Raw genomic sequence first — 21,624 nt, forward strand, 5'->3', positions numbered from 1 at the left:
GAGTACTTTCAGTCTAATGTTAATCAAGCTGCAAAATGTTACGCGCCTTTACGGAACCGTAATTGGGGTCAACGATATTACTCTTGATCTTCCAAGTGGTGCGCACGGTTTGTTAGGCCCCAATGGCGCTGGAAAGACCACTTTACTGAATCTGATCACCGGACAGCTAACGACCACGATCGGTAAGCTGCAAGTGTTGGGAGAATCGCCTAGAGCAAACCCGAACTTGTATCGAAAGATAGGATACCTGCCTGGGACAGAGGGTATGTATGCAGATGTGTCGGCGATTGAGTGGGTGACTTACCTCACGCGAATTCAAGGGTACTCCCGCTCGGAAGCAGGGAGACTGGCTACTGAAGCACTTGAGCGTGTCCAATTAGCCGAGCATCAGAACCGCAAGATTTCAACTTTTTCGCGAGGCATGCGACAGCGTACGCGGTTGGCTCAGGCCATTGCTCACAAGCCCCAGTTCTTGATTCTGGACGAACCGTTCAGTGGTCTTGATCCTATTGCGCGGCACTCCATGACGACTTTCTTGCAGCAATGGATTTCGGATGGTCGAGATTTGCTTATTTCAAGTCACGTTTTGTATGAGATCGAAAGTCTGACTAGATCGTTTCTTCTATTAAGCGGCGGTCGGTTGTTAGCTTCTGGATCGACGGATGATATAACACCTCTACTTGGGAATATGCCGACCGATATTTTTCTAAAGACTGATAACAACCGATTGCTCGCAGCTGAACTCATTCGGGAGGCACTCGTTGATACTGTGAGTTTTACGAAGAATAGCGAGTTGTGCGTACGAACTTCAAACTCAGTAAAACTCAACGAATACTTAGCTCATTCCGTAAAGAGCGAGCGGTTCATGATATATGAGTTCCGTTCGTCTGATGATTCGTTGCAGGATGTATTCAATTCACTCATGAAGATCCATCGAGGTGTCGCTTGAATACGCTCTTACGCGTTCCCGCTGTGTTTGAATTCGAATGGCGCCGTGCGATGACGGTTCCACGCATGGCTTGGATGCTGGTCCTTTGCTTTTTGCCTCCGATCCTGATGCTTGTCGTCAAATGGTCGACTGTCACGAGTCCGCCTGACGCCGTATCCGCAGTTGTTGTGTTTGTCTTATGTCCCGGCGCTGCATGCATGATGAGCGTTTTCTTAATCGCGTCACCGGCAGTAGCTGCAGAACTAGAAGGCCGCAGCTGGACCTATTTGTCTGTTCGTCCCTACGGCCCACTCGCAGTGTTGATAGGCAAATACCTGGTTGCAGTAAGCTGGGCGATACCCGTAGGCATCGTTTCATCAGGGCTCAGCTTGTTCGTCCTGCAGGGCAGTTCGTTCTTATTCAATTTTGTCGTTGAAGCCAAATTAGTGGTGTTATCGTGTGTGACCTACGCCGCGCTTTACCTGTTCCTTGGCGTAGTTGTGCCCAAGCGTGCCATGGTGCTAGGAATTGTGTACACCATTTTTGTTGAAGTAGCTCTTTCGTCAGTGCCAGCCGTTGTCAATTTACTGACGATCCAATATCGCCTGCGATGCTTACTGGTGGATTGGGCTGGAATCAGTTTTCCGGAGCGAGGTGGGAATCAACCGATGGCTATCTATTTTGGTGATACGCCTGCCAGTTACCATGTCATGGTGCTATTTTTGATTTCGCTGCTCTTCTTGTCAGGAGCCGCATTCCTCCTTCGTTATCGCGAGTTTACATCTGCCGCGGAAACGGACATCTGAGGTATTGGCCTGTAAATAAGTTCCGCAACGCAATTGTAGCGGTCGGACGCGAGCCCGCCGGTTTTGTGGCACCGGACGGTTCTCTATGTTGGACTTCCGTTCTGTCACTGTTTTTTATTCAACGGACAGGAGTTGCGTTGTCCAGAAAACAGCAAATTAAATCGAAAAAGCTTGTTGGCATGTGGTTGGCGACATATGCTCTATATTCGTCGATTTTTCAGATTTAATGTTTTTGGCGTCGAGGCTGTCGTATGTTTACCGGTTTAATAGCGTGCAGATCCAAGGCTTGCTGCCATTTTGTACTCACACTCGCAATCTGCACGTCAGGCCTATTCTCTGGTTGGGCTGCAGCTCAGACAGAAGTCCTCACAGTACAAGGCAATCTGCCGAGGCTCAATTACCGTGATACTCAGGGGAGCCTTTTGTGGTCGTTGCCCGCCAACAATGTACTATGGAAACTGGATGGTCCGATTAACGCTGGTGTGATTGTAACCACCGCGGCAGCTAAATCAGGTAGCATATCAATCAATGAAGGGGGCGTCAGCATACGAGGTGGAGGCTTTCCTGATGCAAAATTGCATGTGGGTACGATTTTCAGCGCGACTGAACCAGGTGAAGTTACGATCGATCCAGGCAACCCTTCGGCCACGGCGACGATTCACGCGGTCAACGCAAATACCAAAACGCAGCTTTATCTTGAGACTTTCTCTCCTGCGCACGGCACTTCGATTCGGATGGCAACTACCAAAGCGGATTTTTCACACACACTTGGAAGCAGCTATTTGATTCGCGATAATGTCAATGGAGTTATTCCAATGATCATTTTTCCGAGCAACAAGAATATTAGTTCGATTGTCATTAAGGACGGTAACATCGGACTTGGGCTTAACAACCCAACCAGCCCACTCGTTTTGAAGAATGGTGCGCGATGCACTATTGGTGGAGTTTGGACGAACGCGAGCAGTCGAAAACTCAAGGACAACATTGAAGAACTGTCGCTCGAAGATGCGAAAGAAACGCTTTCGAAGCTGCAACCTGTTCTCTATGAATATAGAGCCGAACCGAATGAACAGCACGCTGGCTTTATTGCCGAAGAGGTTCCCGACCTAGTCGCAACCAATGAACGTCGCGACCTTTCTCCCATGGACTTCGTCGCAGTTTTGACGAAAGTAGTCCAAGAGCAAGAGCATGTTATTGCCGAACAACAAGCTGTCCTGAAAGAGCAGGCTGAACTGATTGCCAAGCACAGCAAACTGCTCGAGGCATTGACCAGTCAAGCAGCGACCAAGCAATGATGAAGAGCAGTCTAACCTTCTAAGCCGCTGAATGCCTAGTCGACCAAAGTTACCGTTTTGTCCACCTGAATATTAAACGAAGCGATTCTGTCTCGAACCTTGCCTCGCGTAATTCCGAGAATTTCGGCCGTCTTCGATTGATTGCCACCTGTATGTTCTAGAACGCGTGTAAAGAGATACCGCTCGAGCAATTCGACAGTCTCCGAATAAAGGTCTGTACTGTTTTCTCCCAAGCGTTCTTCGATAAACTGGTCAATTCTTCGAATAGCTGAACGCAGGGACATGTCCTCGGATTCAATCTGGAGTTCTGGATCCGGTTCTGATGGGAGCACGCTACCTGGGATAATTGCACCGTAACTAAATGGCTGCGGTGCTTCTGCGTCGAACCCATTGGGAACTGTCGCGAAATCGGTCGCTGGCTCCAGAATATCAATTTGGTTCGTTGGCACAGCGTCCTGGGCAATCGGCGGTTCGCTCAATCCGCTCTCTGGGAGATCGGGTGGCGTTGCCGAATAGCCTTGGACAAAGTCCGGTAGTGTCTGAGGGCTAATAACAGTCCCAGTTGCTTTCAAGACCGCTTGCCGAACAACCGACTGCAGCTGCCGGACATTGCCTGGCCAGCTGTAATTCGTCAGCATTTCGAGCGCGGAGGGAGCAATGCCTTTGATATCGTTCTTTTTCATCTCGCTTCGAGCACGTCGCAAGAAATACTCAAGCAACAACGGGATATCTTCTTTGCGATTTCGAAGCGGCGGCAACTGGATGGTGAAACCATTTAGACGATAGAGCAAGTCTTCGCGAAAGTCCCCTGTCTCAACCATTTGTTCGAGAGGGCGATTGGTCGCGGTTATGATACGGACGTTGGTTGATATCTCTTCGTTACCACCGACGCGCTCAAACTTTTGTTCCTGAAGGAGCCGCAGGACTTTGCCTTGCACCATCGACGCCATATCGCCGACTTCGTCGAGGAAAATCGTACCGCCGTCGCATTGTTCGAACTTTCCGATTCTACGCTTTTCTGCACCCGTGAAAGCGCCTTTCTCATGCCCAAACAATTCACTTTCTAAAAGCTGGTCTGGTATCGCCGCGCAATTGACGGCAATAAAAGGCTTGTCGGAGCGGTCGCTGTGTTGAACCAATGCCCGTGCCACGAGTTCCTTGCCGCATCCGCTTTCACCGCGGACGAGTACCGTGACATTTTGGGCAGCCACGCGGCCAATCTGTTTAAATACTTCGATCATCGTCGGCGATCGGCCAATGAACTGTTCGCCCATTGCCCCTTGCTCATTCACGTGCAATGCGACCGGTTCGTCCATCAGGCGGCGAGACGCAATTGCACTGCGAACTAGATTGCGAAGTTGTTCGAGTTTGAAGGGTTTTCCGATGTAATCAAACGCTCCCGCACGCATCGCTTCGATGGCGGTCTCGCTAGATGTATCTCCCGTCATGAAGATTACCGGCAGTTTACGATCCAGTGCCTTTAGCTTTTTAAACAGTTCGAGGCCATTTAAACCAGGCAGGTAGATATCGAGTAGTGCAACGCTCGGATTGAGTTGTTCAAGAATCCGCAGACCATCTTCACCGGTCCCGACGCTTGTCACTTCAATATCGGCTTGATTGCGAAATGCGGATTCGACGAGCAGCCGGGCGCTTCGATCGTCGTCAATAACTAGGACCTTATTTGGCAACGATACTATCCTTCAAATTTTGAGGGGGAGCACAGGCAAAGGCACCAGTCCTGCGGTGACTGGACGACCAATAACTGTACGATAATCGATCAATTAAGAATATCACGCTTTCAACTACAATTGCAGAGCCCGTGCCACTGAACGCGGAAATCCACATATTGGCGCACCAAAAGACCGTTGTCGGTTGCCGCAACCCTTGTCCACGTACGGGTTTACGCAAGCCGCATAAGTTATGCGAGATGAACGGGCTCAGTCGGGATCTAACGCTCGACTCAAGGCCGTTAGTGCGATGAGCCAGCTTGGCTTGGTCTGTAAAAAAGTTTCCCACCATTGCAAAAGCTTGACGCTTACATCCGGAACGTCGGGGCGTCGCGGAGCAAATTGATCTAACGCAAGTTGTAACGTAGGTTCGTCGCACCGAGCCAGCTCGACAACTTCAGCGGCTGCAAGTGTTGCCGGCAGTAACGCGAGCGCCGTGATGTCACGAAATCGACGCTGTCCAGGAACGGACGGAGCATCGGCGAAGTGGATCCAGGAATCGCTCGCTGACGTCGACTGCGTTTGCGTTAGTTTTTCGAGCTGCAGCTTGTGATGTTTGGCAAATCGGACCTGCGATACGAGCCATGCAAGCCGGACGACTTCGGGAAGTTCGGGCAACGGGTTCGTAAGCATGGCTTCAATGACGGCTGTGTTATTTGTTGGTGAGGCGAATCCATCGCCCCCAACGACCGGATGTATCGCGAGCAATTCGACGGCACCACTTCGAAAATCGACTTGAGTCATCCTTCCCAGATGGGCCATCAGTGCAGCACCGTAGCCGTCCCATTGCTGCAAAAGTGGTCCAATCCGCAACTTCAGTTGTTGCTCTAATTGAGGGTGCGCGAGCCGAGTGGCATCTACAATCGAGCTTATGAGTCCAGCTACTTGTTCAATCGTGCCGTCGCTCGCAGATTTCAGAAGGCTTTCTTCCGCGAGCAGCCAGCTTTCGGCGAGATCTCGTTCGTTTTGGAAATCTTCGCAGATGCCTACCAAGTCTGACCAGGCCAAGTTCTTACTTCCAGGAGATCGCGAGCCGACGTGTACCTGCAGTGCCTGAGCTGGGCTAGCAACGCTCGCTTCCCATTCCTTACTGGCCAGCGACCGGCCTTGGGCAACATGGCGAGCTGCATTTAAGGCGCTGGCGCGGACGCTAGGTCTCCATTCGATTTTCATGGGTGTGCTGAGTTACAAGAAACGCGAAAGCGGGGGAAATGAGAGCGGCGATTGAAGTCGTAATGGGCTAACAGATTAGTCGGTTCCCCTGTTTTTTCACAGTCTTAACCGAATCGCTATGTCCGAAAAACAGTTCAAATAAGGATGGTTCGGTACAGATTTGAGCCACTCGCCTGGGCAAAATGAGCTACTTTTCAGAGTACAATTGCATCGTGAGGACCGCTTTTCTTACGATCGCGCGGCTTGTTCCAGTGCACGCTGTCTGTTCGCACGATGAATTCCTCACAGATGCTGCACCTTAGAGACGCATTTGCAAAACTTGAGCAATCAAACGCTATGAAAGCCACTTTTGAAATCGCTAAGAAGTCCGCAACGCTAGCCTACTGCCCAGTGGTCTTTGTCGTTTGTCTGACGCTTGGAATTTTAGCCCCGGTGGCACCGATGCAGGCACAGGATGCTTCACCTGGTGCGAATGCGTCGAAGGCGGCTTCAGGCGGATTCGAGATGGCCGCAGCGCGTCCGACCGAAAAAATCGACCATTTGATTTCGACTGGTTGGAGCGATTACGAGCTGAAGCCAAGCCCGGTCGAAGATGACTGGAAATGGTGTCGTCGCGTATATCTCGACATCTTGGGTCGAATTCCAAGTTACAAGGAGTTGGAGAGTTTCGCAAAAAGCCGAGACAAAGATCGCCGCGCCAAGCTCGTGCACAGCCTTTTGTATGACGATCAGCACATCGAAGAATACGCAAATAACTGGGCGACGATCTGGACGAATATTTTGATCGGTCGAAATGGCGGCATGGAAAATCGATCGCTGACGAATCGTGAAGGGATGGAAAAATACCTGCGAGATTCGTTCGCGCGTAACAAGCCTTACAATCAGATGGTGTATGAGCTGATTACAGCGATTGGAACGAATAAACCAGGGTCCGAAAACTTCAACGGGGCAACAAATTACCTGGCGATGAAAGTTAACGAAGACGATGCTGTGCAAGCGACTGCGTCGGTGAGCAGGACGTTCTTGGGCTTGCAAGTTCAATGCACGCAGTGCCACGATCACCCGTTTAACGAGTGGAAGCAGCAGAAGTTCTGGGAGTTGAATGCGTTTTTCCGTCAGACGAGATCGCTACGTCGATTCACCTCAGGTACGAACGACATCGACTTTGTCGAACTGGCCAACGAAGATTTCGCTGGCGAAGGTGGCCAGCCTGAAGAGGCCGAAATTTTCTACGAACTTCGAAACAGTGTTGTTCGCACCGCTTTCCCAGTTTTCGTTGATGGCACTGAAATTGGAAAGAGTGGTTACCTTTCGCAAACGAATCGACGCACTGAACTTGGCAAATTGGTGATGGACAGTCCGTATTTGGACAAGACGATTGTGAACCGCATGTTCGCTCACTTTTTGGGCTATGGGTTCACGCGTCCCATCGATGATCTGGGGCCGCACAATCCTCCGACGCATCCAGTGCTACTAGAAGAGCTGGCTCAAGATTTTCGTAAAGCTGATTACGATATGAAGGCTTTAATTGAGTGGATCACACTGTCGAAGCCGTATCAGTTGAGCTCGTCCATTATCAGCGAGAATGAGTCGGACGATCCGAATGTTGGCGAGCCGCCGCGGTTTACGCACTTTTATACTCGGCAGATGTCAGCGGAACAGCTTTACCAGTCGCTAGTTGTCGCAACGCAGGTAAATCGCAATGATTCGCTCGAGCGACAGCAATCTCTCAGGAACGAATGGTTACGCCAATTCGTGGTAGCGTTTGGAACCGACGAAGGGGACGAGACGACCACTTTCAACGGCTCGATTCCTCAAGCGTTGATGATGTTTAATGGTGATCTGATGCGACAGGCGGTGAGCGTAGAGGCGGGATCGTGGTTACGACAAGTTGCCGATACTACGATGCCCACAGCGCAAAAAGTGAACTACTTGTTCATCGCCGGATTGGCACGCAAGCCGAGACCTAACGAGCTAACTGCAGCCAAGCAATTGCTGGTGGCACGCAAAGGCAATGAGGCAGAAATGCTGCAGGACCTGTGGTGGGCCATTCTCAACAGCAACGAATTTATCATCATTCACTAGCCTCGCACTCAAACCTCGTATTCATCCTTTCCGAGTTCGCAAACTCTTCAGTCAGCCCAAGGAACACTCCCATGTGGAACCGATTCGCAACCCCAAGTGGTATGAGCCGACGTCATTTTATGTCGCATATGGCAGGTGCATCAGCGCTTTACGGCGCATCCCTGTCGCTTGGACACACGCTCCAGGTGCATGCGGAGGAACTCAAGAAGAACAATAAGAGCGCTATCTTGTTATGGATGGGCGGCGGGCCATCGACGATTGACTTATGGGATTTGAAGCCAGGTTCAGCGACAGGTGGACCTTTCCAACCGATCTCGACTTCCGGCGAAGGGCAAATCTGTGAGCACTTGCCATTGATTGCGCAGCAAATGCATAACTTGGCGATAGTCCGTTCGATGAGCACGCGCGAAGCCGACCACGATCGCGGGCGGTATTACATGCACACGGGCTTCGTTCCCAACCCCAACGTGGAACATCCCAGTTACGGTGCAGTGATTGCGCACGAGCTTTCGCAAACGCGCTCTGGGCTGGAGATTCCGCCATTTGTAAGTGTCGGCGGGGCGAGTGAAGGGCCAGGGTTCTTGGGCATGGCTTGGGCTCCGTTCAATGTGTCGCGCAATGGTCAGATTCGAAACCTGGATATGAAGCTAGACGAGCAACGGCTGATGCAGCGGATGCAAGCGCTGGATTTGATCGAGACGAACTTCAACAATCAACGTCGCGGGTCGGCGGCTGAGGATCATCGTAAGGTTCTTGGGAAGACGGTTGATTTGCTGACGAGCAAGCAAATGGACGCCTTCAAAATCGAAAAAGAATCGCAAGCGGTTCGCGATCGCTATGGCCGCGGATTCGGTGAAGGTTGCTTGCTGGCGAGGCGTCTGGTCGAAGCTGGCGTTCCGTTTGTCGAGGTTGACTTGGGCGGCTGGGATATGCATCAAGATATTTTCACATCGCTGCAAGATACACGGCTGCCTGAAATGGATAAGGGCATGAGTGCATTGATGGAAGACCTGGAACAACGCGGGATGCTCAAAGATACAGTAGTAATTTGGATGGGAGAATTTGGGCGTACGCCAAGAATAAATGGAGATACTGGCCGCGATCACTGGGCCAGAGCGTGGAGTGTTGTCGTCGGAGGTGGTAATATTCAAGGTGGAAAGATCGTCGGCGCGACCAACGAAGACGGGACGGAGATCTTGGGAGAGACCTACAGCAGCGAGGACTTGATGAGTTCCGTTTGCCATGCGTTAGGTATTTCACTAGAAACGACGTTTACTGCAAAGAATGGTCGACCGATGAAAATCGCAGGTGGTGGTAAGTTAATTGATGGTCTGTTCGCATAGGAGAATAGGCCAAGCGTCGTAGGAAGCTCGCATGCCAGGATCGCAATCTGATAACACTGATATAGAAAATCAGGTTGACATCCAGTCACTTATCGATCGGTTTCAATTGAGCATTTGGCGGTATCTTCGCGTTCTTGGATGCGATGAAACTTTGGCAGACGATTTGACGCAGGATACATTTGTCGCTGTACTGCGGAGACCGATTGAATATCTTAGCGATACAGCGACGTCGGCGTACTTGCGGCGTGTTGCTTACCACTTGTTGATCGATCATCGCCGTCGCAGTAAACGGACTGTGTTGACCCAAGAGCTGGATCTTTACGACCAGCTTTGGTTTCGCTGGGCGGGTGGTGAGAGTGAAAATGAAATTTTTGAGTACCTAAAAGCTTGCTTCGATCGCTTAACTGATAGAGCAAAACTGTCGTTGAGAATGCGATTTGCTGAAGGCGCTAGTCGAGAAAAAATCGCCGAGGCGCTCGGCATCAGTCCTAATGGTGCAAAAAATCTGATGCAACGCGCTAAAACGCAACTAAAAGAATGTATTGAGAGCCAGATGAACGCTGGTCAAGAACACCCATGAACGACCAAAATTCGGATTACTACGTCGAGGACGACGGCGACTCTGACGCCTTCATCGATTCGTTGTTGGACGAATACCTGAACAAAAGGAAACCCCGTGACTTGGATGCCGACCAAGTAGCGGCCTCGATCGCACGCGCGACATTTACCGACGGCACGGAGCTGGTGCACTTGGACGCTGCAGCGGCCCTTGCGGCGTTAGATGTTCAGCGTCAATTCGGACTCAACCCGGAATTGATGCCGAGCGGCACGAGTAACTCGGCACCAGTCGTACGCTCAATTAAGGATCCGGCGAACTCCGAGATCGACAGCAGTATCCCTCAAGGTATTCGAATGCGGCTTGTCTATGGGGTGCTGGCCGGTCTCGCGGCGAGCCTGCTAATGATAGCGGGTACTTTCTTCGGGAATGACGCCTCAAAGGTCAATAACGCGCTTTCACCTGCAGACCTTGCTGTAAAGGACACGGCGCCAGCCGATGGTGGCATGGCGAAGTCGATCGCAGAGGCTGGTTTGGAAACAGGAAGTGTGCCAGCCGAGCAAATCGCGAACAGCAATTCGACAACCGCTGGTGGTACCGATGTTGCCCCGATTGAAGAATCCGTTGTTGGAGTGCGACCGCTAGGCGAACTTCCGTTCCAACGGGACCGATTGGCCGCCGAGACGCTGGTAGAGGAACTGAATAAACGCGAAGTTGCAAAGTGGAACGCCAATCGTGAGCAAATGCTTGTCACAATCGATTCACAATTTGCGCAGTTGTGGGATCGACTTGAGATTGACTCAGGAGTAATGCTTGACTCGGTTGCATGGGCCGATCGAGTTTCAGAACAATTGATCGGAAGGAAAATATCGGAAACTGAGCGTACCGCATTGCAATCGTACTTGCAGTCTGAGACGCAATTGCAGAATGCCAGATCGGCGTGGCTTGACCGACTGCTCAGCTCCGATGAATTTGCAGAGTATTGGGCTAAGAAACTTGCGACCGACTATTTTGAATTAAATGCGCCAGCCGATCAAAACTCTTTATCCGCCGCCGCGCAGTCGTGGAAGAGTGCAGTTGGAAAAATCGCGACCGCAATCCGCGATGATCAGCCGATTTTACCTCTGTGGCGTGACTGGCTGTCTGTACCGGACGAGGCAAATATCGCCGGCGGAGTTGGAGCATGGTGGTTCTCGAATCCCAAGCGGGATGCACATTCAACTAGTACGCAGTTGCTTTCGCGGTGGCAGGGGACTCAGGCCTCGTGTGCACAGTGTCATGCTGCGGAAGAGAACGTGGTTGAGATTGACTCAAACCAGCGTGCGAGATACTGGGCCTTTGCTGGACTGCTGCACAAGTTCGATTTGATGCAAGATAACAATCGCTTGGAGATGCGAGTCCAGGCTGACCGCGAACTTTTCTACGATCAAAGTTTGTCTGTGGTAGTGGCTGAGCCTGCGGTGCCGCAAGCCGATGGTTCTTTGAGGACTTTGGCGGAGGACGCGTTTGCCGATTCTGATCAGCTGAGTGTCGCCGTTGTCGATTGGACTGAATGGGCTGTTGGAACCGATGCTGCAAAGCAAGAATTCGTCGACGCCATTTGGACTGGCATGTTTCGCAAACCGCTTCAAGCAAAATCCGCAATGCCGCCTCAAACTTTGGCTGAATTGAGTGAGCTTCGAGAGTTTCTTGGAAAGCAGTTGGACTCTGAAGACGGTTCGCTGCGGTCGATCCTGGCAACTCTGGCAATGTCGGCTCCTTTCCAAACAGGCGATATAGTGCTTTCAACAGACTGGTATTTGACTGCCAACGACGATCAGATTCGAACGGAAATGCTGAAGTCAGCCTCGTTCGCTCGGTATGCACCCACGAATGAAGTGGATCTCGGTAACATCGATCGCATGGTTGCTTGGTTGCGTCAGACAGGGCAGACGAGCAGCCCACGCACTGTTTTGGCCAATCCGACATTCGTTACGCCTCCGAAAACGGAACCGCTTAGCTCCGGTGCTGGCCCGCAAGAAAATCGAATGTCTAGTGATCAGTTAGCTTGGTTGCTAGAATCTCGCCACCCGAACGCTGCACTTGAAACATGGATCAATAAGCTTTCCAATTCTCAGATGGATTGGAAAAGTGTCGTAATGCATGTCTATTTGTCCTCGGTTGGACGGCCACCAACTAGCGGCGAATTGCACTCGAGCGGCGAGTTGCTTGATCTGTCGGCTTCGCGGAACCTTGCGATTGCTCGGATTCTTGCTAGTCTCTCGGTGTCCAAATAATCGGCACTTGTCGTATCATCCTGGGAACTAGGCAACATTTTGGTAGAGAATAGACAGTCGAGTCGTTGGGCGATCGTTGGCGGAGGTATCCTGGGGCTAGCCGCCGCGTTGGAATTGCGGAAGCGAGGCGAAGAGGTCGTCGTTTTCGAAGCTGGTGACACCGTTGGTGGCCTTACAAGCGCTTGGACAATCGGTGATGTAGTTTGGGATCGCTACTATCACGTAACCTTGCTGTCGGACACCGCTGCCCGTGGACTACTGGAAGAGCTGGGTTTGGAGCACGAGATTGAATGGGTGCAGACACGCACCGGATTTTATTCAGGTGGCAAGCTTTATTCGCTGTCTAGTTCATTGGAGTTCCTTCAGTTTCCAATTCTGAATCTGTATCAGAAGTTTCGATTGGGCGGTACGATCTTTCTCGGCTCAAAAATTCGCAATTGGCGTGCGATGGAGCAGATCCCGGTCGAGCAATGGTTGCGGAAATGGAGCGGCGATTCGACGTTTCAAAAAATCTGGTTACCGTTGTTACGAGCCAAGTTAGGTGAGGCTTACAAGCGTACTTCTGCTGCATTTATCTGGGCATATATTGACCGCATGTACAAGGCGCGTCGCAGCGGAATGAAACGAGAGATGTTTGGCTATGTACCCGGTGGTTATCACCGCATTTTAGAAGCGCTACAAGCGAAACTTCGTCAGATCGGTGTGCTAATACAAACAAATGCACCAGTGAAGGCAGTTCGGTACGATGAGCAGCTCGGAAAGTTAGTCGTTGAATCGAGCGAAGGTCAAGAACCACGGTTTGAAGACTTTGACCGCGTTATCACGACGGCGCCTACTCCCGTAATTTCGAAAACCTGCGAAGGCCTCAACGAGGCGGAAGTTCAGAAGCTAAATCGTGTCGAATACCTTGGCGTAATCTGCACTTCATTGTTGCTAAAGAAAGAGCTGGGCGGATACTATGTCACGAACATAACAGATGATTGGGTACCGTTGACCGGGATCATCGAGATGGGGTCCATCTTGCCTCCCGAAAAATTGAATGGCCATTATCTGGTTTATCTTCCGCAATACATGAGTAGCGACGATCCTCGATTTCAGGAAACGGACGATCAAATACACGAAAGGTGTCTCGCAACGCTCGAAAAAATGTACAAAGGCTTTGACAGGAGTCAAGTCGTGGCGATCCAAACGGCAAGAGCCAAGCATGTTATGGCGATTCCCACGTTGAATTACTCTGTGAATCGTCCCCCGTTAGTCTCCAGCGTTCCAGGCTTATATCTGCTCAATTCGGCTCGAATCGTTCAGGGAACTCTGAACGTCAACGAAACGCTCGAATTGTTGAAAGCCGAATTAGATAACGAAATTTGGAACGATCATTTGTCAATTCTGAAACAGCCGTCCGCTGAAACTTCTGCAGTTTAAGCGAGCCTAGAGCTCTTTGTCGATTGCTGTTCGAAGATCCTTGACCAAATGATCGAACATCTGTTTCGACTGTTCTTTATCAGGAACTCGAAGGATGGCAGACGGATGATACGTTGCCAAAGTAAACTCGCAATACTCAGTGGCCATCTGCTGTCCACGCTGGCGTGTTATCGAAAAATCGCGGCCGATAATTGCCTGAGCCGCAGTTGCACCCAAGCATACTAGTCGCTCCGGCTTGACCAGTCGAAGCTCTTCCAATAACCAGGGCTTGCATGCCGAGACTTCGCGAGCGCCCGGTTTGGCATGCAATCGCATCTTTCCGCGCTGCTGAAACTTGAAATGCTTAACAACATTCGTCAGGTACACTTCATTTCGATCAATGCCGGCCATTTCAAAAGCTTGAGTTAAGATTTTTCCTGCCGGTCCAACAAATGGCATTCCCTCTAAGTCTTCACTATCGCCCGGTTGTTCACCGACCAGCATAAGTTTGGCTCTCGCGTTACCTACTCCGAAAACGGTTTGAGTCGCAGGAGCATGCAACGGGCATCCTTGGCAAGTTAGCGCAGCCTCTCTCAATTGTTCGATGGACTTTGCGTCTGGCGGAATGAAGTTTCTCGCCGAGCTATTAAAACCTTCGCTATTCTTGATCATCGTTTCAACTCGCTGCGGTGCCTCATCCAGCATGTCTTGAATGATGGCCGTCTCAGGTAGAGTTGGCCAATGTCGCGTCGGCATTTCCTTTACCATTGCCCGCAATTTGATCCGAGCAGGATTGAAAATCGAACGATAATATGTCAGCCATGCGGATTCCAAGTCATCTTTTAGCGAGGTTTCTGGCGATGCAACTCCGGGACCGAAAAGCAACTCCTGTCGATTCCACGTTACCGATTCGTCGGGCGTTAGAATCGTCCAGTTCATGGAACTGAAACGTTCTGCAAAAAAGGGGGCGACTTTGCGTACGATCAAATGATCCGGACGGTGAAATGCAATGAAGTGTTCCGTTTCGTCCAACACCGTTTTACGAAAGCGGACGAACGCCTTCATTTTGTGTTCGTCGCGTGTTACCGATTTTTGCATTCGTTTCAAGCGAAGGATATCCTCGTCCGATTCTATCTGCAGCAGATGCGGGTTCTCGTACGTAACTCGCCAGAGAACACGGTACATCAGGTTCCAACGCAACGACTCGCGGTGAGCTGAGACGGCAGACAAAAGCTCAGGCAGTTCGCGCGGCACGCGGATGGTGGAACCAACGAGTTTTGAATTCGGTGACAGCGTCCCGCCGTTCGACTCACTTGGAAAAAGCGACAGCTGATCGGAGCGATCGGTCGTGAAATGTACCGAGTTTGGAGCGGTCTGGGCCTGTAATAAATCTCTCGCTATCGTCCGCCAGTCTACAAAGCTATCGATCTGAAAGACACGAAGCGCCCCTTCTTTTTGCATGGCGAAATTTCCCCCGTTTAAACTTCACCGGAAACGGCAGAAGAATGGGCGTCAAACAGCAGTAACTGCTGTGGTTTCGAGGCCAGTTTTTGGGATAGATCGAGTCGATCAAGCGCGCTAGTTGTACCTGTGCGATCGCTTGTTAAAACGAATGGCGAAACCTTCTTCCATGAGACGCGAAGCCGCTTGAGATCGTCGCTAGACAAAGCATGATATCGCCTAATTTTCAGTATTCTTTCGACGCTACGTACGCCCAAACCAGGAACCCGAAGCAATTGTTCTCGCGTCGCCTTATTGATATCTATCGGAAAGAAGCCGCGATTCTGCAATGCCCATGCGGTTTTCGGGTCGATTGCGAGATCTAAGTTGTTGGCGTCGCCAGTGACGATTTCATCAATGCTGAACCCATAAAAACGCAGCAACCAGTCGGCTTGATAAAGACGATGCTCGCGAATCAAAGGCGGATTCTGACCAGGCAGGCGCGAGTCGGCATGTGGAATCGGGCTGTAAGCAGAATAGTAGACGCGTTTCAGATTGTGTTGCACGTATAGCTCGCTCGCTGTACGCAGAATATCTGCATCGGTTGACGGAGTGGCACCAACAATCATTTGAGTAGACTGGCCGCCGGGAGAAAATCGCGGAGCTTTCATGCCATTGGCCCGATCATCCCGATGTTCTTCGACTCGATCCTTGATGTGATGCATGGCAAGTTCGATCTCTGGCCGCTTCTTCTCCGGTGCTAAAGCTTGCAAGTCAGCAATGGTAGGAAGTTCGACATTGACGCTCAGCCGATCTGCGTACAACCCCGCTCGATCAATGAGATCTTGCGAAGCATTCGGAATGGTCTTGAGATGAATGTAGCCGCCGAAAAGTTCTTCTTCGCGAAGTTTCCTAGCTACTTCAACCAACTGCTCCATCGTATAGTCGGGGGACTGAATGATGCCGGAGCTAAGGAAAAGCCCCTCGATATAATTCCGTTTGTAGAACTCAATCGTGAGGTAAACAACTTCGTCGACGGTGAATCGCGCGCGTGCGGTATTGCTTGTTATGCGGTTGATACAATACTGGCAGTCGTAGATGCAATAGTTTGTCAGCAGCAATTTCAACAACGATATGCATCGTCCATCGGGAGCGTAGCTGTGGCAAATACCAATTCCCGTTGTGTTGCCAAGGGTAGCTTCAGGCCGCTTGACGGTGCTGCCGCTGGACGCGCACGAAGCGTCGTACTTCGCCGCATCTGCTAGAACGGCAAGCTTCTTAAAGAGGTCTTCTTGGATCATAAGCCACTACGTTGGAACGGTTAGCAACTACAAAGCTCTTGCTAACCGCAACTGCAGCGGCATTTTAACTGCACGAACGAGCTAGGGCAGCATTTATTCGCTAGCGAGAAAGAACCGATAGGTGGTTGTTTCTTCGAGCGTTTCGCCGGGACGCAGCAAGGAAGTCGGGAACTCGGGGCGATTCGGGCTATCGGGATAGTGCTGCGTTTCAAGGCAGAATGCTTCGTGTCGGCCGACTCCCGCTGACGAATCGTTGCCTGGCAGATGGTTGCCGGTATACAGCTGAACTCCCGGTTGTGTCGTTTGGACTTCCATGGCTCGACCAGTCGCCGGGTCTGTAACAACCGCGCATGCCCGCAGAGTTCCCGGTTGCCCATTCACGACAAAGCAATGATCGTAACCACTTGTTGCCTTCAAACCATCGATTCGTTCACCGATGGTGTGCACATCACGAAAGTCCCACGCAGTCCCATTGACTGGCAAGATCTTGCCAGTAGGAATCAAGGTGCTGTCAACGTCCAACATATTGTCGCACATGAGTTGCAGGCGGTGCTCCTTAATGGAACCGCTGCCAATGCCTGCCAGGTTAAAGTAGGCATGGTTGGTAAGGTTCACGTGCGTTGCCTTGTCGGTCGTCGCCTGAAAATTGATCGTCAGTCGATTTTCGTCATCCCACAGATACGTTGCGTAAACATGCAAGTTTCCGGGATAGCCTTCGTCGCCATCGGGACTAAATAGTGAGAACTTGATACCCGAGGCGTTTCCTTGTTCGATCTCTTCCGCTTTCCACAGTTTTTTGTCGAAGCCTACTTTGCCGCCGTGCAGATGATTCGGTCCGTTGTTGACTGCGAGGGTGTATTGTTCATCGTCGATAGTGAACTTGCCTTTGCCGATTCGATTGGCAAAACGTCCGACGGTTGCTCCAAAAAATGGGTGGCCTTGTTGGTAGTATTTGAAGTCCTTAAAACCAGCGTTCACGTTGGACAGCTTGCCATCTTTGTCTGGAACGTTGATGGCAACGATAATCGCGCCGTAGTCTGTGAGTTGCAAACTAGCGCCTGATTTATTCGTGAGTGTGTAAAGCGAAACTGGTTCGTTCTTCGACGTCGTTCCAAAATCTTCGCGATCAATCGTCATGGCGTTTATCTTTTTCTGGTCTACTGTAAAAATCCAAAGGCAAAGTGCGACTAGCCAGAGGCCGGTCGCTTTGCTCGAACAAGTTTGATGTTTTAGCGTGATCATAGCGATGATCCATAGTATGTGAATGTTTGTGCCCGCGTCGGCAACAAAAACATTGCCGAAATCGCCATTATTGTAACGGATTCGAACAGTGCGCGAGCGACCCTGGGCGAATAATGCGGAACCGCCGACGAGGCTATTCCACCAATTCCTTAGGGACTACAAATTGAAGGAGTTCGAAATTTTCGCACGCTATTTCGCTGCCGTGCTTGGGGGCCGATGATTTCTTCCATTGAAAAACTGCGATGGCGGCGGTGGGCATCGGTAAGCTTTGCCCGGCAAGGCTTGAGGCAAAAAGTTCCATGCCGGGGTTATGCCCAAGCATCAGCAGTGGGGTGCGTTTTTCGTCCACCGAATCGACATCATTTTGCCAAGCCGTGAAGACGGCCTCTTGAATCAAATTTGGTGGAGCAAGATAAAGTTCGTCAGCGAAGTGCACTTTCGGCTTTGAGTTCCATTCCGGCAGCATCCGGTCGAGTGTCTCACGCGTGCGAACAGAACTCGAGCTTACAATTTGGTTAGGGATCCAAGCTTTCTGACGCAGGAATCTCGCCATCAGCGGTGCTGCCGATTGTCCTCGGTTATTCAGCGGGCGTTCAAAATCGGTCATCGATGAATCTGCCCAAGAGCTTTTCGCGTGACGCATCAGAATTACAATAGGTTTCATGGTCAGTGAACTGCGATGCTTACTTGAGAGGCGGGCAAACACTCTACTTGGGTTTGCCGTGACGTAGGTTCTGCAATTATGTCGTAGTCGTCAACATGGCACAATCAGATGCAAAAACCATCGGTACTGTAATTTGGTCTTCACTTCAACTGTGCAGGAGGAGTAAGCATGTCAGCGCATCGAATATTCGCAATGAAATTTGCAAAGGTCTACCCGCTATACGTACAGAAAGCGGAACGAAAAGGGCGTACAAAGGAAGAAGTGGATCAGATCATTTGTTGGATGACGGGCTATGACCAAGCTTCCCTGAATAAGCAGATTGAACTCGAGAAAGATTTCGAATCCTTCTTTGCTCAAGCTCCCGTCATCAATCCAAATTGTTCGTTGATCAAGGGAGTCGTCTGCGGTGTCCGCGTTGAGGAAGTAGAAGATCCTCTGATGCAAAAGATTCGCTACCTCGACAAGTTGATCGACGAGCTGGCGAAAGGCAAAGCGATGGAAAAAATACTGCGAAAGTAGATTTACGCTTTGCAGGAAATAAAAAAAGGCCATCGCGGGAAAGCGATGGCCTTTCAGTAAGTCTAGTTCAGACCGTTACGATCACTCGGATGATGCTGGCCCGATCAGTGGACCATCGCTGCCCAAACCGCCCTTGAGTTCGCCACCGCTGCTTGTGGTGTTCGACTTCTCGTTCTTGGCGGCTTCAGCCTTAGCTGCAGCTTCTTCGTGCTCGGCAGACCAGTCAACTCGGCGACGCGAAAGTCCGATCTTGCGTTCTTCACTGTCGACACGCAGTACTTTGACTTCGATTTCGTCACCGACCTTCACGATCTCTTCTGGGTTTTCGATCTTGTCATCGGAGAGTTCGCTGATGTGCAGCAAGCCTTCCAATCCATCTTCCAATCCAACAAAGACACCGAAGTTCGTGATCTTCGTAACTTTACCAGTTACAACTTGACCTTCAGCGTACTTGGCTGGAATTGAGGTATGCCATGGATCATCGTCCAACTGCTTCAATCCAAGCGCGATTCGGCGTCGGCTTTGGTCGACACTCAAGATACGGCATTGGATCGTTTGGCCCTTCTCCAACACTTCGCTAGGATGGCTGACCTTGCGGGTCCACGACATATCAGAAACGTGTAGCAAGCCATCGATGCCTTCTTCAAGCTCGATGAACGCACCGTAGTTCGTCAAGTTGCGAACCTTGCCGCTGATCAAGCTTTCTTCTGGATACTTCTCGAGGACGTTGTCCCAAGGATTTGCCAAGGTTTGCTTGATGCCCAGTGACAGTTGTTGGCCTTGAGCGTCGACGCCCAAGATCTTGACTTCGATCTTGTCGCCAATGTTCACCATATCGGTTGGATGGTTGATGCGGCGAGTCCAAGACATTTCGCTGATGTGAACAAGGCCTTCGATGCCTGGCTCCAGTTTGATAAACGCACCGTAGCTCATTACGTTGACAACTTCGCCCTGAACCACAGTTCCAACTGGGTATTTGGCTTCGATGTTTTCCCAAGGATTCTTGAGCTTTTGCTTGAGGCCCAAAGCGATCTTTTGCTTCTCGCGATCGATCTGCAGAATCTTGACTTCGATTTCTTGATCGATGCTGACCATTTCGCTCGGGTGACCAATTCGTTCCCAAGACATGTCGGTGATGTGCAACAGACCATCGATACCGCCAAGGTCGACGAACGCACCGAAGTCGGCGATGTTCTTGACCACGCCCTTGCGAACTTGACCAACTTCCAGTTCGGCCATCAAGTGTTCGCGATCTTCCTCGCGTTGACGTTCGATCAAGCTGCGGCGGCTAACCACGATGTTACGGCGAATGTCGTCGATCTTGAGGACTTCGCATTGTACGAATCGACCGATGAAGTCACCGATATCGTTCGGACGGCGAATGTCGACTTGGCTAGCTGGCAAGAAAACATTGACGCCAATGTCGACCAGCAAACCACCTTTGATTTTGCGGACAACGGTACCTGTGACGACTTGGCCCTCTTGGACCTGAGTCATCATCTTTTCCCATTGCAGGATCTTCTCAGCCTTGCGCTTGCTGAGGCTGATCATATTTCGATGATCTTCCGGCATGCCGTGTTGGTCTTCGACTTCTTCGATCAAGACCTTCACAATTTGGCCAGCTACCGGCGGCTCTTCGTCTTCACTCCATTCGTTACGATGAATCGAACCTTCGCTCTTGAAACCGACGTCGACGACTACAAATTCGTCGTTAACTTCAACAATTTTGCCTTCAACAATTTGATTGACGTCGAACTGCTTGTTTGCATCTTCGAGGCTATTGAGTAGCAGTTCTTCGCCATCAACGTCCTCCATCATCTCTTCCAGCAGTGCTGCTATGGAGTCATCTTCAAGAGAGCGAATTAGATTACGATTTACCATAAAATTAAAGAACCTTAGCGAACTCGGTCACCGATTCTGAGTCCAGCGTCACAAGCAGACAGACGAGCGAGCTTGCGAAAGCATCGGGCCTGAAAATGCCAAAGGCGGCTGTAAGTGCCTGCCCAGCAAGGGCTTAGCACGCGGACAAGAATGGAATCAGGCGACGAGGGGTTAGGGGTTTGCGATTGGACTGCGACGGTCACGTGCCGATGCGAAAGGTCCAAAATTGCGAAGCTCTGTGTTTTAGCAATGAATGCCGTTTGCAGCAACGGCGTAATTTCGCTTCAAACGGATTTCTGGCGATGAAATCAGCCCACACCGATTTCAGTGAACTCTCTTAAAGAGGTTTGTTTGGTGAAACGAGTTTGAAGCGGGGAAGGATTCTTGCCAAGATGACGGAAAAGCTCTAGATTTTGTGCTCGCGTTCCGGCCTTTTTCTAGCTTTTCGACTTCAGCCTCCAGCTAACCTCTTCCTGGCAAACTTGCATGAACAAACCGCATTCCACTGACACACTTCGCTACGCCATCGGTGGAGATCACGCCGGTTTTGAATTAAAGAAAGAGGTAGCCGCTTTATTGGAGAAACTGTCTATTCCGTTCCAGGATTGTGGGACGTTTGACGAGAAACCGAGCGACTTCCCTGACTTTGCCGAAGCGGTCGCCACAAAAATTCTTGCCCAAGAGGTCGAACGTGGGATCTTGATCTGCGGATCCGGAGTAGGCGTCAGCGTCGCAGCGAACAAGTTCCCAGGCATCCGAGCATCTTTGTGCCACGATACCTACAGCGCACGACAAGGTGTCGAACATGACGACATGAACGTCTTGTGCATCGGCGCGAGAGTCATCGGACCGGAAGTTGCCTTTGAAATCGTGAAAGCATTCGTCAATGCACGTTACGCTCCTCAAGAACGCCATGCTCGAAGGTTGCAAAAGATTCTTGACATCGAACAACGTATGCTCGGTAGTTATAAAAAATAGGACTCGTGC

Annotated in this window: 17 protein-coding genes; 10 read left to right on the forward strand and 7 right to left on the reverse strand. The window is 50.8% G+C overall.

Annotated elements, in window-relative coordinates:
- Positions 1 to 16 precede the first annotated feature (16 nt).
- The 3 genes from SH451x_RS06760 (at position 17) to SH451x_RS06770 (ending at position 3,029) form a co-directional block, all read left to right on the forward strand.
- Positions 17 to 949 (forward strand): ABC transporter ATP-binding protein, encoded by a 933-nt coding sequence (locus SH451x_RS06760; RefSeq protein ID WP_479361684.1) that lies wholly within the window; start codon positions 17 to 19, stop codon positions 947 to 949.
- Positions 946 to 1,734, forward strand: coding sequence for a hypothetical protein (locus SH451x_RS06765; protein WP_479361685.1), 789 nt, complete (start codon positions 946 to 948; stop codon positions 1,732 to 1,734). The genes SH451x_RS06760 and SH451x_RS06765 overlap by 4 nt, the downstream gene beginning before the upstream one ends.
- 251 nt (positions 1,735 to 1,985) lie before the next feature.
- Positions 1,986 to 3,029, forward strand: a complete 1,044-nt coding sequence (locus tag SH451x_RS06770) for a tail fiber domain-containing protein (RefSeq protein WP_479361686.1) — start codon at positions 1,986 to 1,988, stop codon at positions 3,027 to 3,029.
- 35 nt (positions 3,030 to 3,064) lie between these two features.
- On the opposite strand, the gene SH451x_RS06775 is transcribed toward SH451x_RS06770, so the two are convergent.
- Entirely contained in the window at positions 3,065 to 4,717 is a 1,653-nt protein-coding gene (locus SH451x_RS06775) for a sigma 54-interacting transcriptional regulator (RefSeq protein WP_479361687.1), read from the reverse strand.
- Between the two features lie 249 nt (positions 4,718 to 4,966).
- Positions 4,967 to 5,929: a hypothetical protein gene (locus SH451x_RS06780; RefSeq protein WP_479361688.1), complete on the reverse strand. Its 963-nt coding sequence runs from the start codon at positions 5,927 to 5,929 to the stop codon at positions 4,967 to 4,969.
- A 504-nt stretch (positions 5,930 to 6,433) separates the two neighbouring features.
- Between SH451x_RS06780 and SH451x_RS06785 the strand changes: the two genes are divergently transcribed.
- From SH451x_RS06785 to SH451x_RS06805, 5 genes are all read left to right on the forward strand, one after another.
- Positions 6,434 to 8,014, forward strand: a complete 1,581-nt coding sequence (locus tag SH451x_RS06785; protein ID WP_479362892.1) for a DUF1549 domain-containing protein — start codon at positions 6,434 to 6,436, stop codon at positions 8,012 to 8,014.
- Positions 8,015 to 8,085: 71 nt separating this feature from the next.
- Positions 8,086 to 9,357 carry a DUF1501 domain-containing protein gene (locus tag SH451x_RS06790; protein ID WP_479361689.1) on the forward strand — a complete coding sequence of 424 codons (1,272 nt, stop codon included), beginning with the start codon at positions 8,086 to 8,088 and terminating at the stop codon, positions 9,355 to 9,357.
- Between the two features lie 31 nt (positions 9,358 to 9,388).
- Positions 9,389 to 9,937, forward strand: a complete 549-nt coding sequence (locus SH451x_RS06795; RefSeq protein WP_479361690.1) for an RNA polymerase sigma factor — start codon at positions 9,389 to 9,391, stop codon at positions 9,935 to 9,937.
- Positions 9,934 to 12,189, forward strand: a complete 2,256-nt coding sequence (locus tag SH451x_RS06800; protein ID WP_479361691.1) for a hypothetical protein — start codon at positions 9,934 to 9,936, stop codon at positions 12,187 to 12,189. Before SH451x_RS06795 ends, SH451x_RS06800 begins: the two co-directional genes overlap by 4 nt.
- A gap of 39 nt (positions 12,190 to 12,228) precedes the next feature.
- A complete protein-coding gene (locus tag SH451x_RS06805; protein WP_479361692.1) occupies positions 12,229 to 13,611 on the forward strand; it encodes an NAD(P)/FAD-dependent oxidoreductase in 1,383 nt (460 codons plus the stop codon).
- 6 nt (positions 13,612 to 13,617) lie between these two features.
- Here SH451x_RS06805 and SH451x_RS06810 read toward each other — a convergent pair whose 3' ends face one another.
- From SH451x_RS06810 to SH451x_RS06825, 4 genes are all read right to left on the reverse strand, one after another.
- Positions 13,618 to 15,051 (reverse strand): UdgX family uracil-DNA binding protein, encoded by a 1,434-nt coding sequence (locus tag SH451x_RS06810; protein WP_479361693.1) that lies wholly within the window; start codon positions 15,049 to 15,051, stop codon positions 13,618 to 13,620.
- A 17-nt stretch (positions 15,052 to 15,068) separates the two neighbouring features.
- Positions 15,069 to 16,331, reverse strand: coding sequence for a putative DNA modification/repair radical SAM protein (locus tag SH451x_RS06815; RefSeq protein WP_479361694.1), 1,263 nt, complete (start codon positions 16,329 to 16,331; stop codon positions 15,069 to 15,071).
- Positions 16,332 to 16,424: 93 nt separating this feature from the next.
- A complete protein-coding gene (locus SH451x_RS06820; RefSeq protein ID WP_479361695.1) occupies positions 16,425 to 17,468 on the reverse strand; it encodes an aldose epimerase family protein in 1,044 nt (347 codons plus the stop codon).
- Between the two features lie 238 nt (positions 17,469 to 17,706).
- The gene (locus tag SH451x_RS06825) at positions 17,707 to 18,237 is read right to left on the reverse strand and encodes a SixA phosphatase family protein (RefSeq protein ID WP_479361696.1); all 531 of its coding nucleotides are present in this window, start codon (positions 18,235 to 18,237) and stop codon (positions 17,707 to 17,709) included.
- Between the two features lie 168 nt (positions 18,238 to 18,405).
- Between SH451x_RS06825 and SH451x_RS06830 the strand changes: the two genes are divergently transcribed.
- Positions 18,406 to 18,756: a DUF2200 domain-containing protein gene (locus SH451x_RS06830; RefSeq protein WP_479361697.1), complete on the forward strand. Its 351-nt coding sequence runs from the start codon at positions 18,406 to 18,408 to the stop codon at positions 18,754 to 18,756.
- A gap of 81 nt (positions 18,757 to 18,837) precedes the next feature.
- On the opposite strand, the gene SH451x_RS06835 is transcribed toward SH451x_RS06830, so the two are convergent.
- Entirely contained in the window at positions 18,838 to 20,637 is a 1,800-nt protein-coding gene (locus SH451x_RS06835; protein ID WP_479361698.1) for a 30S ribosomal protein S1, read from the reverse strand.
- A gap of 486 nt (positions 20,638 to 21,123) precedes the next feature.
- On the opposite strand from SH451x_RS06835, the gene rpiB reads away from it, so the two are divergent.
- A complete protein-coding gene (rpiB, locus tag SH451x_RS06840; protein WP_479361699.1) occupies positions 21,124 to 21,615 on the forward strand; it encodes a ribose 5-phosphate isomerase B in 492 nt (163 codons plus the stop codon).
- Positions 21,616 to 21,624: the final 9 nt, after the last annotated feature.

Source organism: Njordella aestuarii (assembly GCF_056494165.1).

Bases quoted from the DNA above. Each gene is read 5' to 3' on its own strand.
- SH451x_RS06760 (WP_479361684.1), top strand. From the start codon at position 17: ATGTTAATCAAGCTGCAAAATGTTACGCGCCTTTACGGAACCGTAATT.
- SH451x_RS06770 (WP_479361686.1), top strand. From the start codon at position 1,986: ATGTTTACCGGTTTAATAGCGTGCAGATCCAAGGCTTGCTGCCATTTT.
- SH451x_RS06780 (WP_479361688.1), bottom strand. From the start codon at position 5,929: ATGAAAATCGAATGGAGACCTAGCGTCCGCGCCAGCGCCTTAAATGCA.
- SH451x_RS06785 (WP_479362892.1), top strand. From the start codon at position 6,434: ATGGCCGCAGCGCGTCCGACCGAAAAAATCGACCATTTGATTTCGACT.
- SH451x_RS06790 (WP_479361689.1), top strand. From the start codon at position 8,086: ATGTGGAACCGATTCGCAACCCCAAGTGGTATGAGCCGACGTCATTTT.
- SH451x_RS06795 (WP_479361690.1), top strand. From the start codon at position 9,389: ATGCCAGGATCGCAATCTGATAACACTGATATAGAAAATCAGGTTGAC.
- SH451x_RS06800 (WP_479361691.1), top strand. From the start codon at position 9,934: ATGAACGACCAAAATTCGGATTACTACGTCGAGGACGACGGCGACTCT.
- SH451x_RS06810 (WP_479361693.1), bottom strand. From the start codon at position 15,051: ATGCAAAAAGAAGGGGCGCTTCGTGTCTTTCAGATCGATAGCTTTGTA.
- SH451x_RS06815 (WP_479361694.1), bottom strand. From the start codon at position 16,331: ATGATCCAAGAAGACCTCTTTAAGAAGCTTGCCGTTCTAGCAGATGCG.
- SH451x_RS06820 (WP_479361695.1), bottom strand. From the start codon at position 17,468: ATGACGATTGATCGCGAAGATTTTGGAACGACGTCGAAGAACGAACCA.
- SH451x_RS06825 (WP_479361696.1), bottom strand. From the start codon at position 18,237: ATGAAACCTATTGTAATTCTGATGCGTCACGCGAAAAGCTCTTGGGCA.
- SH451x_RS06830 (WP_479361697.1), top strand. From the start codon at position 18,406: ATGTCAGCGCATCGAATATTCGCAATGAAATTTGCAAAGGTCTACCCG.
- SH451x_RS06835 (WP_479361698.1), bottom strand. From the start codon at position 20,637: ATGGTAAATCGTAATCTAATTCGCTCTCTTGAAGATGACTCCATAGCA.
- rpiB (WP_479361699.1), top strand. From the start codon at position 21,124: ATGAACAAACCGCATTCCACTGACACACTTCGCTACGCCATCGGTGGA.